The sequence below is a fragment of the Streptomyces sp. Alt3 genome (assembly GCF_030719215.1).
Lineage (GTDB): Bacteria > Actinomycetota > Actinomycetes > Streptomycetales > Streptomycetaceae > Streptomyces > Streptomyces glycanivorans.
The window spans coordinates 3,995,756-4,008,120 of sequence record NZ_CP120983.1 but is presented as its reverse complement, the minus strand read 5'-3'; the positions used below and the strand labels follow the sequence as shown (position 1 = coordinate 4,008,120).

Annotated in this window: 8 protein-coding genes and 2 tRNA genes; 5 read left to right on the top strand and 5 right to left on the bottom strand. The window is 72.3% G+C overall.

Translation table 11 applies throughout. The annotated features are described in order from the left end of the window. Positions 1–16 precede the first annotated feature (16 nt). From P8A20_RS17590 to P8A20_RS17580, 3 genes are all read left to right on the top strand, one after another. The gene (locus tag P8A20_RS17590; RefSeq protein WP_147958510.1) at positions 17–340 is read left to right on the top strand and encodes a hypothetical protein; all 324 of its coding nucleotides are present in this window, start codon (positions 17–19) and stop codon (positions 338–340) included. A gap of 214 nt (positions 341–554) precedes the next feature. Then, a complete protein-coding gene (locus P8A20_RS17585) occupies positions 555–1,109 on the top strand; it encodes a SigE family RNA polymerase sigma factor (RefSeq protein ID WP_147958509.1) in 555 nt (184 codons plus the stop codon). 188 nt (positions 1,110–1,297) lie between these two features. After that, positions 1,298–2,944: a long-chain fatty acid--CoA ligase gene (locus P8A20_RS17580; RefSeq protein WP_147958508.1), complete on the top strand. Its 1,647-nt coding sequence runs from the start codon at positions 1,298–1,300 to the stop codon at positions 2,942–2,944. A gap of 177 nt (positions 2,945–3,121) precedes the next feature. Here the strand turns inward: P8A20_RS17580 and P8A20_RS17575 are convergent, their stop codons facing one another. Together P8A20_RS17575 and P8A20_RS17570 are read right to left on the bottom strand one after the other, a co-directional pair. Beyond that, positions 3,122–7,231 carry a response regulator gene (locus P8A20_RS17575; RefSeq protein WP_306103832.1) on the bottom strand — a complete coding sequence of 1,370 codons (4,110 nt, stop codon included), beginning with the start codon at positions 7,229–7,231 and terminating at the stop codon, positions 3,122–3,124. Positions 7,232–7,575: 344 nt separating this feature from the next. Then, positions 7,576–8,043 (bottom strand): SSI family serine proteinase inhibitor, encoded by a 468-nt coding sequence (locus P8A20_RS17570; RefSeq protein ID WP_147958506.1) that lies wholly within the window; start codon positions 8,041–8,043, stop codon positions 7,576–7,578. Positions 8,044–8,462: 419 nt separating this feature from the next. Between P8A20_RS17570 and P8A20_RS17565 the strand changes: the two genes are divergently transcribed. Both P8A20_RS17565 and P8A20_RS17560 read left to right on the top strand, forming a co-directional pair. Next, positions 8,463–8,553 (top strand) — tRNA-Ser (locus P8A20_RS17565). 207 nt (positions 8,554–8,760) lie between these two features. Beyond that, positions 8,761–8,833: transfer RNA gene (locus tag P8A20_RS17560), tRNA-Arg, on the top strand. 156 nt (positions 8,834–8,989) lie between these two features. On the opposite strand, the gene P8A20_RS17555 is transcribed toward P8A20_RS17560, so the two are convergent. From P8A20_RS17555 to P8A20_RS17545, 3 genes are all read right to left on the bottom strand, one after another. After that, positions 8,990–10,180, bottom strand: a complete 1,191-nt coding sequence (locus P8A20_RS17555) for an NAD(P)/FAD-dependent oxidoreductase (protein ID WP_306103831.1) — start codon at positions 10,178–10,180, stop codon at positions 8,990–8,992. 134 nt (positions 10,181–10,314) lie between these two features. After that, positions 10,315–11,259, bottom strand: coding sequence for an RNA polymerase sigma factor SigJ (gene sigJ, locus P8A20_RS17550; protein WP_306103830.1), 945 nt, complete (start codon positions 11,257–11,259; stop codon positions 10,315–10,317). Positions 11,260–11,415: 156 nt separating this feature from the next. Further along, entirely contained in the window at positions 11,416–12,201 is a 786-nt protein-coding gene (locus tag P8A20_RS17545) for an LppU/SCO3897 family protein (RefSeq protein ID WP_306103829.1), read from the bottom strand. Positions 12,202–12,365: the final 164 nt, after the last annotated feature.

The window sequence follows — 12,365 nt, the reverse complement described above, 5'->3', positions numbered from 1 at the left end:
ACCTGGAGGAATTGACATGGCAAGCATCCGTACCGCTCGCGCTCGCGCTCTCGCCGCCGTCGCCGCTCTGCCTCTGGCGGCCGCCCTGTTCGGGGGTGTCGCCGCAGCCGACAACGGCGCGTTCGCGAGCGACGGATCGAACGCGGGGGTGGCGACCATCGGGTCCGGCGGCGTCGGCGGGGACAACTCCGGCAATTCATCCACATCGCAGCAGCAGGCCGTCGGCGCCGGTGCTTCCAACCACAGCAACACCGTCCAGGTGAACCAGTCGCCCTTCGCCTACATCGATCAGTCCACCTACAACGTGTATGTGATCTTCACGCCGCTCTGGGTGAACTGATCGGGGGCCCGTGCGGCGGCGTAGCCGCCGCTGCCGCACGGGCTGCCCGCACGGGCGGAGGGAGCGCCGGCCCCGGGGTGAGGACCCTGAGGAGGGTGGACCGCCCCTCCACCTTCAGGAGGTGGGGCCCGCCCGACCCCTACAACCTGAGGCGGACGTGGCTTCGGGACCTGGGACCGATCCCCTCGTCCGCGCCCGCTCCTAGCGTGGAGATATGACCACGCCAGTCTGCACCGGCGCCTCCAGGGCGGCCGCTGCCTCCGCCGGACACCGCCGCTACCCGTCGTTCTCGTCGTACGTGAGCGCCAGAGGCCCCGTGCTGCTGCGCACCGCGCGTTCCCTCACCGCGAACCCGAGCGACGCCGAGGACCTGCTGCAGACCGCCCTGACCAAGACGTACGTCGCCTGGGAGCGGATCGAGGACCACCGGGCGCTGGACGGGTACGTCAGACGCGCTCTGGTGAACACCCGGACCTCGCAGTGGCGCAAGCGCAAGGTCGACGAGTTCGCCTGCGAGGAACTGCCCGAGAAGGAAGCCGCGCCCGCCCCCGACCCGGCCGAGCAGCAGTCCCTGCACGACGCGATGTGGCGCGCCGTGCTCAAGCTCCCGGACCGGCAGCGGGCCATGGTCGTCCTGAGGTACTACGAGGACCTCAGCGAGGCGCAGACGGCCGAGGTGCTGGGCGTGTCCGTCGGTACGGTCAAGAGCGCCGTGTCCCGGGCACTCGGCAAGCTCCGCGACGATCCGGAGCTCAGCCCGGTCCGGTGAGCGGGGCCGTTCGTGACCCTTCCCGCATCCGGACGCGACGTCTTCCACGCGGCCCGTTTCGGGCCCCTTTCTGTCGGTCGGCACCGGACGACATCGATTCGTACTCCCGGAAGTAGTGACATACCGCTTGGTATGTGAGCAGAATCAGCGCACTCTTACCGCCGCGTAGCGCCCACCGGGAGGACGCCGTGCTGAGCACCATGCAGGACGTACCGCTGACTGTGACCCGCATCCTGACCCATGGGATGACCATCCACGGGAAGTCGCAGGTGACGACCTGGACCGGCGAGCCGGAGCCGCACCGGCGCAGTTTCGCCGACATCGGCGCCCGCGCCTCACAACTCGCGCACGCCCTGCGGGACGAGCTGGGCGTCGACGGCGACCAGCGAGTCGCGACCCTCATGTGGAACAACGCCGAGCACGTCGAGGCGTATCTGGCGATCCCCTCGATGGGCGCCGTGCTGCACACCCTCAACCTGCGGCTTCCCGCCGAGCAGCTGGTCTGGATCGTCAACCACGCCGACGACAAGGTCGTCCTTGCCAACGGTTCGCTGCTGCCGCTGCTCGCACCGCTGCTCCCCCACCTGCCCTCCGTCGAACACGTGGTCGTGTCCGGTCCCGGCGACCGCTCCGTACTCGACGGCCTCGCGCCCACGGTGCACGAGTACGAGGAGCTGATCGCCGGCCGCCCAACCTCCTACGCCTGGCCCGAGCTGGACGAACGCCGGGCGGCGGCCATGTGCTACACCTCCGGGACCACGGGCGACCCCAAGGGTGTGGTCTACTCCCACCGTTCCATCTACCTGCACTCCATGCAGGTCAACATGGCCGAGTCGATGGGGCTGACGGACAAGGACACGACGCTGGTCGTCGTGCCCCAGTTCCATGTGAACGCGTGGGGGCTGCCGCACGCCACGTTCATGACCGGCGTCAACATGCTGATGCCCGACCGTTTCCTGCAGCCGGCCCCGCTCGCCGAGATGATCGAGCGGGAGCGGCCGACGCACGCCGCGGCCGTCCCCACCATCTGGCAGGGACTGCTCGCCGAGGTCACCGCCAAGCCGCGTGATCTCTCCTCCATGGCCAGCGTCACCATCGGCGGCGCCGCCTGTCCGCCTTCCCTGATGGAGGCGTACGACAAGCTCGGCGTGCGCCTCTGCCACGCCTGGGGCATGACGGAGACGTCGCCGCTCGGCACCATGTCCAACCCGCCCGCAGGACTCACCGACGAGCAGGAGTGGCCCTACCGCATCACCCAGGGCCGGTTCCCGGCCGGTGTGGAGGCGCGTCTGGTCGGCCCCGGGGGCGAACACCTGCCGTGGGACGGCGAGTCCGCGGGCGAGCTGGAGGTGCGGGGCGCCTGGATCGCCGGCGCGTACTACGGCGGTGCGGACGGCGAGGACCTGCGGCCCGAGGACAAGTTCAGCGAGGACGGCTGGCTCAAGACCGGCGACGTCGGCGTGATCAGCACGGACGGGTACCTCACACTCACCGACCGGGCCAAGGACGTCATCAAGTCCGGTGGCGAGTGGATCTCCAGCGTCGACCTGGAGAACGCGCTCATGGCCCACCCGGACGTGGCCGAGGCCGCGGTCGTCGCGGTGCCCGACGAGAAGTGGGGCGAGCGCCCCCTCGCGACGGTCGTCCTCAAGGAGGGCGCCACCGCCGACTACGCGGCGCTCAGGACCTTCCTCGCCCAGTCCGTCGCCAAGTGGCAGCTGCCCGAGCGCTGGACGGTCATCCCGGCGGTGCCGAAGACGAGCGTCGGCAAGTTCGACAAGAAGGTGATCCGCAGGCAGTACGCCGACGGAGAGCTGGACATCACCCAGCTCTGAGCCGGCGGCCCGGCGCCACGACGCACGACGAGGGCGGTACGGATCTTCCCGTACCGCCCTCGTCGTGCGCGCCGTGCCGCAGGAGGCCGTGTGCGCCGCGCCGCAGGAGCTGCTGCGGGCCGGTCGGCAGCCGTGACCCGTGCCGTCCCTGCCGTGTGCGTCCGAGGACGCCCGGCGTCAGTTCGTCCCTATCTTCGCCAGCAGGTCCACGATCCGTGCCTGTACCTCGTCGCTCGTGGAGCGCTCGGCGAGGAAGAGCACCGTCTCACCGGAGGCGAGCCTCGGCAGGTCCCCCTCCTCCATGCCGGCGGAGGTGTAGACGACCAGCGGCGTGTGGTTCAGGGCGCCGTTCGCGCGGAGCCAGTCGATGATCCCGGCACGCCGGCGGCGTACCTGCATCAGGTCCATCACCACCAGGTTCGGCCGCATCCGGGTGGCGAGATCGACCGCCTCGCTGTCGCCCGACGCCCGGGCGACCTGCATGCCGCGGCGCTCCAGCGTCTCCGTGAGCGCCAGCGCGATCTCCTCGTGCTCCTCGATGACCAAAACCCTCGGCGGGTGCTGGTCGCTGTCGCGCGGGGCGAGCGCCTTGAGCAGCACGGCCGGGTCGGCGCCGTACGCCGCTTCCCTGGTCGCCTGCCCCAGACCGGCAGTCACCAGCACCGGGACCTCCGCCGCCACGGCCGCCTGACGCAGCGACTGCAGTGCGGTACGGGTGATCGGACCGGTCAGCGGGTCGACGAACAGGGCAGCCGGGAACGCCGCGATCTGGGCGTCGACCTCCTCCCGGGAGTGCACGATCACCGGGCGGTAGCCGCGGTCGCTGAGTGCCTGCTGCGTGGAGACGTCCGGGGCGGGCCAGACGAGCAGCCGGCGCGGGTTGTCCAGCGGCTCCGGGGGCAGTTCGTCGTCGACGGGCTGCGGCTGCGGGCGGTTCGCCACCTCGACGGCGCCACCGGGGCCGTCGAGCGGCTCCGGTCCCTCGGCACCCTCGTCGGGGGCCCCTATCGCGTACGAGCGCCCCTCGGAGGCGGGCGCGGACATGAGGCGTCCGGTGCCGGCACCCTGCACGGTGCCTCCCTGCGCGACGACGGGCTGCGGCGGCACAGGCGCCGGCGCGGGCTGCGGTGGTACGGGGGCCATGGCGGGCGGGGCCTGCGGTTCGGCCTCGGGCGGAGCGGCGAGCTTACGGCGCCGTCCGGCACCGCCGAGCGTCTGGTTCTGCTGATGCGCGAGGTGCTGGGCGAAGGGCACGCCCTGCCCCAGCGTCCGGACGCTGAACGCACGGCCCTGGGTCGAATCCGCGGACGCGGGCATCGGTTCCTCGGCAGGCAGCGGCTGGCGTCGCGCGTCCTGAACGGGTGCGGGTGCGTCGCTGTCGGCCGGATGCGGCTCAGGGGCGGACGAGGGTTCCGGCGCGGGCACGGGGCCCGCGGGAGCGGCGATGCTGCCCGTGGTGTGCGCGGTGCTGCCGGCAACCGCCCGGGACCCGTCACCGGCCGGGTCCACGGCGTTCACGTGAGCCGGTGCGGCCGGTCCCGGCGCGACGTCCTGCGACCAGTCGGGCTGCGGGGGGACGGCGGGCAGCGGCTGCCCGGGAACGGGATGACCCGGCCGGGACTGCTGCTCCGGCGCCTCCACGGGCCGCGCCCTCCGGCGGCCGGACGGCGAGGGGTGCGGCTGGGGCGGGGTGTGGTCCGCGTCCGGTGCGGTCCGCACGGCGTCATGGCGCTCGGGCATCGGGCTGTCGGCGGCCGGGACCTGCTGGGCGTCCGAGGGGGTCGGCAGGGGTGCCGACGGTGCGGGTACCGGCTGCGGGACGGGCGAGGCGGGGGCGACGACGGACGGCGGTGCCACGACGGGAGAGCCAGGAGCCGGCGGCGGAATCCGGTCCGCCGCCGCGGGCGGCAGCGCGAACGCGGTACGAGGTCCCGAGGGCTCCGCGGCAGCGGCGCGTTCCTGCGCGGCGGCGAGAGCCCGGCGGGCCCGGCGCCCCCCGGGCTGCTGTCCCTGCGGCTCCGGCTGAGGCTGACCCGGCCGAGGCTGCTCCTGCCCCGGGGCCTCGCGCGAGGCGAGGGCGGGCAGCGCGGGCTGGGCGCCGCCCTGGCGTCCGGACCGGCCGGAGGGGCTCTGCGGCACGCCCTGGGGCGGCACCGTCGGCCCGAGCTGCGGCCGGCCGCCACCGCCCTGCGCGCCTTCGGCCGCCGTGACCACGGACCCCTCGGAAGGGGAGGAGGAAGCGGCGGGGAGAGCCAGCGCCTGCCGGGGCTGCTCGGCGGGGGACTCCGCACCCGTCTCGGCAGGGCTGGGCCGGCCGCGCCTGCGACCGGAACCCTCGCTCGGCCGATGCGCGGTCAGGTCCTGTTCCTGCTGCTCCTGCGGGTCCGCGGATCCACGGCGAGCCCTCCGCCGGCCGGTCGGCTCCGCGGCCGCCGTGTCACCGGACTCCGGAGCCGCCGCTCCTTCGTCGACGGGGCCGTCCAGGAACGCGTCCGTCGACGCCCTGCGCGCACGACGCCGGCCGCCCTGCGTGGGGGGCTGGGGGGCGGGCTCGGGTACTGCGGTCTCCTCGGGCGCCGGGAGCGGCTCGGGCGCGATGGTCCCGGCACCGGTTCCGAGCGGCACCTCCAGGACGTATGCGCTGCCGCTCATCCCCGGCATCTCGTGGGTCTGGAGCACACCGCCGTGCGCGCGGACGATCCCGCGCACGATCGGCACGTGCACCGGGTCGCCCCCGGCGAACGGCCCGCGCACCTCGATGCGCACGACCTCACCGCGCTGTGCCGCGGCCACCACGACCGTGGAGTCGACATAGCCGCCGCCCGGCACCTGCCGGGCCTTGCCGGTCGAGTCGACACCGGCCACGTCGGCGACGAGGTGAGCGAGGGCCGTGATCAGCCGGCCCGCGTCGACCTCGGCCTCGATCGCTGGCGCGTGGACCGCGAACTGGGCGCGTCCGGGGCCGATCAGCTCGACCGCTCCGTCGATGCCCGCGGTCACCACGGCGTCGAGCAGCACCGGCTGCTTGACGAGCTCCTCGCTGCCGGTGTCCAGCCGTTGGTAGCTCAACACGTTGTCGACGAGCGTCGTCATGCGCGCATAGCCGGCGGCGAGGTGGTGCAGGATCTGGTTGGCCTCGGGCCAGAGCTGGCCGGCCGGGTCCGCGGCGAGGGCCGAGAGTTCGCCCCGCAACTCCTCCAGCGGCCCGCGCAGGGACTCGCCCAGCACGGCCGTCAGCTGGGTGTGCCGGTCGCCGAGGCCCGCGAGCCGCTCCGCCTGCTCCTCCAGCTCGGCGGCGTACCGCTCGGTCCGGTCGGCGATCTCGGCGGCGTGCTGCTCGGTGAGCGCCTCGACCTGGGCGCGGTGCTTCTCGGTGAGTTCGGCGATCTCGGCCTCGTGCCGTTCGGTCAGACCGGTGACCTCGGCCGTGTGCCGTTCGGTCAGACCGGAGACCTCGTCGGTGTGCTGCTGGGTCTGCTCCTCGTAGGGCCTGCGGTCGGTGAACGTCATGACGGCGCCGACCAGCTGGTCCCCGTCCCGCACCGGGGCGGTCGTCAGGTCCACCGGTACCTGGGCACCGCTCTTGGACCAGAGGACCTGGCCGCGCACCCGGTGCTTGCGGCCGGACCTGAGGGTGTCGGCGAGCGGCGACTCCTCGTACGGGAACGGGCCGCCCTCCGCGCGCGAGTGGAGGATCAGCGGGTGGAGTTCCTGGCCGCCGAGGTCACTGGCCCGGAAGCCGAGGATCTGGGCGGCGGCGGGGTTGACAAGGACGACCCGGCCGTCCGTGTCCGTACCGACGACGCCTTCGGAGGCGGCCCGCAGGATCATTTCCGTCTGGCGCTGCGAACGGGCCAGCTCAGCCTCGGTGTCGACGGTCCCGGAGAGATCCCGGACGACGAGCATGAGCAGCTCGTCACCGGTGTAGCTGGAGTGGATGTCGTTGTAGCCGGCCTGGCCGCTGTCCAGGGAGGCGCTGGTGACCTCGACGGGGTACTCGGTGCCGTCGGTCCGGCGCGCGGTCATACGCGTGGGCTTGGTCCTGCCCTGCTCGTCCGCGGACTCCGGCCTCCGCATCGACCCCGGGATCAGCCTGGAGTCGAACTCCGGAAGCAGATCGAGCAGTCCGCGCCCCACGAGCGCGGTGCCCGGGGTCTCGAACATCTCGAGGGCGATGGTGTTGGCGTTGACGACCGTGCCGTTGCAGTTGACGAGCAGGAGCCCGTCCGGGAGGGCATCGAGTATGGCTGCGAGGCGAGCAGCGCCTCGGGATGGCCTGCTGCTCACGAGACGCTTCCTCCCTGAATACCGCACCTTGCCGACAGCGGGCCCCATCCTGCCCCTCGGGCCTCAGGCTGTCACTGGAGGAGTCTAAAGGCAGGAGCGCACGACGGGCGGCGGATGAGGGGGAGCTCTCACCAAGGTTCTGTGCACACGGTGTATGCCGGTGGCCTGTGTGGTGACCGCGAGCGCCCCTTCTGACGTGCTCCGATGCGTCCGGAGGGGCGTACGGGAGACAACCTGAACCTCCCCTGGAACGCGCGCCGGAGGCCCTCAGGGGTGGTCTGCGCGCGCCCCGGCGCGCGCCGTCCGCCCCGGCCGAAGTCCCGGCGCACGCCCCGCCGAACCGGCTACCGGGCGGAGGGCAGCACCGGCACGAGGTTGTTCCAGCGCGCGATCTCGCAGCCGTTGGCCCGGCTGAAGCGCGCGTCGACGCTCTCGCCCTGCCACGTGCCCTGCACCCGGGCGGCGGCGGGCCCGCCGGCCTGCTGGGTGCACATGGCGTTGCGGTCCGTCGCCACGAACGGGTTGTCCCCCGCATCCGCGGCCTCGTCCAGCAGATCGCAGGCGCGCTGGGCGGCGGGGTGGCTGCCGCCCGCCGGGCCGCACTCCAGCTCGAAGACGCCGTCGGCCGACGGATTGCCGGACTCCGAGACCGTCACGGTGAGCCGGGTCTCCGTGTCCTGCTCCGTCGGCCAGTCCCCCTGGAGCAAGGGGAGAGGAGGCAGCGGGACAAGAGGGGAGGCGGTGGCGGCGGGCACGGCGGCGGACAGCGCGGCCAGGGACGCGACAGCGGTGAGGGCGATACGGCGCAGCATTCGGGGCTCCTGATGTTCTGGCGCGCCCAGGAGCGCGCCGGCCTGCTCGACGGGGCCGCCGGGTGGTGGCGCGCGCCGGGCACGTGGGGGTGACGGACGGAGGGCGGAGCCCTCGTAGTTACTAACGCTCCTTACGCCCGCACGTTGCGCAACTCATGGGGGGCCGACCGGAAGAGGCACACCTGGACACCCGGCCGGGTCCGCCGGGTGCGGGGTGACCCCGACGGGACACGCCGGTGAACCCTGACCGGACGGGACGGGCCTCCGCCTGCCACGCACCCGGCGGACCGGTCGGACACCCGCCGCAGGGCGCTTTGCCTCGCCGCCCGCCTGCCTAGTACCGTGGGCGGCGATTGGTGACAGCGCGCTCGTCTGTGTCATCATCTGCACGCACCACCCACGCTCGCGTGGGGTGTGCTGGAGGCGTCGCCTAGTCCGGTCTATGGCGCCGCACTGCTAATGCGGTTTGGGTTTTAAAGCCCATCGAGGGTTCAAATCCCTCCGCCTCCGCAGAACCCGAAGCCCCGTGCCCCAGGCACGGGGCTTCGGTCGTTCCCGGGTGTGGAAACTTGCCGCCAAAAGAACGTTTCCGCAGGTCAGAACGGGTTTGGCTAATGGATTTCGCGTCACGGCGCAGGTCATGTAATGTTGTTCTCGCAACGCCGACCGGGGAGAAAAAAAACCGGGGAGCGGGACCGAGGCCCAGGCCGAGGACAAGCACTCGTAGCTTAACGGATAGAGCATCTGACTACGGATCAGAAGGTTGCAGGTTCGAATCCTGCCGAGTGCACAGCAGGACAGAGGCCCTCAGGAGAAATCCTGAGGGCCTCTGTCGTGTTTCTGGACCGGTTGTGCCCGACGGGCCCCGGGGCGCGGACGAGTTGGGGAATGCCTGCGCGTCGGGGCCTGGGCCAGGCCCCGACGCGGCAGTGGACCGGTCCGGAGGTCAGACCGATTCGTGGACGGCAGGGGAGGCCGCGGCCTGTGCGAGGCGGCGGCCTCTGGTCGGCATTCCCAGCAGCGGGTTGGCGACGCCCCAGGCCGCGCCCTTGCAGACCAGTTCCTTGTAGAGGGCGGCGAACCGGCCGATCAGCGCTGCCCGGACGGAGCGGTCGTCGGCGGTGACGTACTGGATCAGGCCGTCCCTGCGGCCGAGTGAGATGCACTGGTTGAAGTAGCGGAGCGGCATGTCGGGGAGCTTCCCGCCGGTCAGGCGTGCCGCGATGGAGTCGGCGGCCTGCCATGCGGTGGGTGTGCCCGAGGCGCAGGACATGCGTAGCGGCTTGTCGCCGGGGCCCATGGCCAGGGCCGCGTCGCCGATGGCGTACACGTCGGGGTGCGAGACCGAGCGCATGGTCCCGTCCACCACGATCCGGCCGGTGCCGTCGACCTCCAGGGTGGTGGCCTTCGCGATCGGGTGGACCGCGAAGCCGGTGGTCCACACGGTGACCGCGGCCGGGACGGGCCTGCCGTCGGCGGTGGTGACGTGGTCGGCCTCCACGCCGGTGACGGCGGTGTTCTCGTGCACGGTGATGCCGAGCCTGGCGCAGACCCTCCGCACGTGGCCGCGGCCCTTGGGCGAGAGCCAGTCGCCGAGCGCACCGCGGGCGGCGAGGGCGACGTCGAGGTCGGGGCGGGCCTCGGCGATCTCGGTCGCGGCCTCCAGCCCGGTGAGGCCGCCGCCCACGACGACCACGGGCGCTCCGGCGCCCAGGCCGGCGAGGCGCTCGCGCAGCCGCATGGCTCCGGGGCGGCCGGTGATGTCGTGGGCGTGCTCGGCGGTGCCGGGAACGCCCTGGGTGTTCCAACCGCTGCCGAGGGCGTACACGAGGCTGTCGTACGCCAGCTCCCGCGCACCGTTCGCGTCGGTGACGGTGACGGCTCTGCGGTCGACGTCGACGGCGGTGACCTTCGCGAGCTTCAGTTCTACGCCGGTGCCCGCGAACATCTCGCTGAAGGGCCGGGGCCGGAGGTCCTGGCCTGCCGCCAGCTGGTGAAGCCGGACTCTTTCGATGAAGTCGGGCTCGGTGTTGACGAGGGTGATGGTGACGTCCTCGCGGTGCAGCCGCCGGGCGAGGCGGCCGGCGGCGACGGCTCCGGTGTATCCGGCTCCGAGAACGATGATGCGGTGCTTCATGTCCCTGCTCCTGTCTCACGCGGGTTCGCCCCTTGAACCGGGCAGCCCGCCGTTTCCTGACAGGGCCGCCGTGTGAAGCACCTCACATGGCGGCCGTCTCGCGGGCCGTCTCGCGGAGCGGCCTCGCTCGGCGGTCAGAAGATGACGTGCAGGGGCTCCCCGTGGTCGGAGGCGGCCCATCGCCGGGTCGCGCGCTCGAGCTTGTCCGGGTTGACCTGGCTGCGGAGGCCGGCGATGCCGTCGGATCCGATCTCCACGCACACGACACCGATGACCCGGCCGTCGAGGACCGCCACGAGTGCGGGGGCGTTGTTGGCGGTCGTGGCGTAGACCCCGGGGGAACCGCCCGCAAGGGCGCGCTTGGCCGGACCGGGCTTGAACAGGCCCCGCATGAACTTCGCGACGGCGAGGGCGCCCTCGACGGTCTTGGCGCGTGCCGGGATCTTCCCTCCGCCGTCGCCGATCGCGACGGCGTCGGCGGTGAGCAGCTGGACGAGCGGTTCGGTCCGGCCGCTGGTGGCAGCCGCGAGGAATTCGTCGACGATGCGCCGCGCGGCGGTCTCGTCGACCTCGGTGCGTGTCCTGCCTTCCGCGACGTGCTTCTTGGCGCGGTGGAAGATCTGCTGACTGGCGGCCTCGCTGATGTCCAGGATCTCCGCGATCCTCCGGTGCGGGTAGCCGAAGGCCTCGCGCAGCACGTACACCACCCGCTCGTTGGGGGCCAGGCGTTCCATGAGGGCGAGGACCGCGTACGAGACGGACTCGCGCTGTTCGGCGGTGTCCGCGGGGCCGAGCATCGGGTCCCCGGCGAGCAGCGGCTCGGGGAGCCACTGGCCCACATACGTCTCGCGCCGTGCGCGGGCCGAGGTGAGCTGATTCAGGCACAGGTTGGTGAGGACCTTCGTGAGCCAGGCCTCGGGGACCTCGATGCGGCCGGTGTCCGTCGCCTGCCAGCGCAGGAACGTGTCCTGCACCGCGTCCTCCGCATCGCTCGCGGAGCCGAGAAGGCGATAGGCGATGGCTTCCAGGCGGGGCATCGACGCCTTGAACCGGTCCATGTCGTTCATGGTCAGAGCCATGGCCCGGATCCTAGCCCTCGCGGCCCGCGGCCGGACGGGGGTCGCGAGGGCGGTGTCGGGCGGTGTCGGGCGGTGTCGGGCGGTGCCGGGCGCGGGCCCCCCGTGTGGCCCCTCCCCCGTCCCCCGTCCGGCAGTCGGTGTTCACGGTCCCGGGTGTCAGCGTGCGTACGAGCCGAGGCCGATCAGGCAGTACACGTACTCGTTCAGGGTCGCCCCGTTCAGGGTGTAGCGGTACGAGAACGCGTACTGCGTGGCGGAGTTGGCGTCGCACCTGCTCATGTCCGACGTGAAGGGGATCGTTTGGATCACCTGGTAGTGGGCGTCGGAGGCCGAGCAGGAGACCTCGTCGACGCCGCTGACCTCCTGGGCGGTCGTGGAGTCCGGCAGGGTCCCGTTGAGGCAGGTGCCGGACTCGTACGGGTCGGGGGCCTCCTCCCCGGTGTCGTACGGGTCCTCCGCGAACGGGTCCTCGGTGGAGGCGTCCTCGGGCTCTCCGGTCTCTTCGGGCTCTCCGGTCTCTTCGGGTTCCTCGGTCGTCCCTGAGGTGCCGGGATCCTCGGTGTACGGGTCCTCGGTGTAGGTGTCCTCCGTCTCCTCGGCGTACGGGTCCTCGCCGGAGGGGTCGTACGTCGACGAGCCGGCCGGGGCGCCCGCGGAGGAGTCCTGGTCCTCCGCCCCGAGCACGCCCAGCAGCACCACGAACCCGATCACTGCGGCGATGCCGAGGAGCGCCACCCACGGGAAGCTGTTCGACGGACCGCCCGCGGTGACCCGGATGCGCAGCAGCACCTCCTGTCCGCCGACCCGGGCCCGGACGAGGTCGCCGTCCTCGGAGGGCGGGATCCGGATACGTGTGGCGCCGGTCGGCAGGGGGACGGTGACGATGTCGCCTTCGGCAGCCTGCCGTGACGAGAGCGAGAGCGGAATCTCGGTGGAGGACACGGGGTCAGTGTGGACCGGCACGAGACGGATTGGAGGCTTTTTCTAGAAACTCACTCTAGAAACTAGATCTAGAAAAACGTGGTGGTGCGGATCCGGCCGGGGTGCCCGGTTCGTTAGGGTCTTCCCGGGCCTCACCGCAGGGGTGCGGCCGTTGCCGCGCGAGC

What these genes read in the sequence shown, in the direction of transcription:
- sigJ (WP_306103830.1), bottom strand. Translation starts at nt 11,259, where the DNA reads ATGGCTCTGACCATGAACGACATGGACCGGTTCAAGGCGTCGATGCCC.
- P8A20_RS17590 (WP_147958510.1), top strand. Translation starts at nt 17, where the DNA reads ATGGCAAGCATCCGTACCGCTCGCGCTCGCGCTCTCGCCGCCGTCGCC.
- P8A20_RS17570 (WP_147958506.1), bottom strand. Translation starts at nt 8,043, where the DNA reads ATGCTGCGCCGTATCGCCCTCACCGCTGTCGCGTCCCTGGCCGCGCTG.
- P8A20_RS17585 (WP_147958509.1), top strand. Translation starts at nt 555, where the DNA reads ATGACCACGCCAGTCTGCACCGGCGCCTCCAGGGCGGCCGCTGCCTCC.
- P8A20_RS17555 (WP_306103831.1), bottom strand. Translation starts at nt 10,180, where the DNA reads ATGAAGCACCGCATCATCGTTCTCGGAGCCGGATACACCGGAGCCGTC.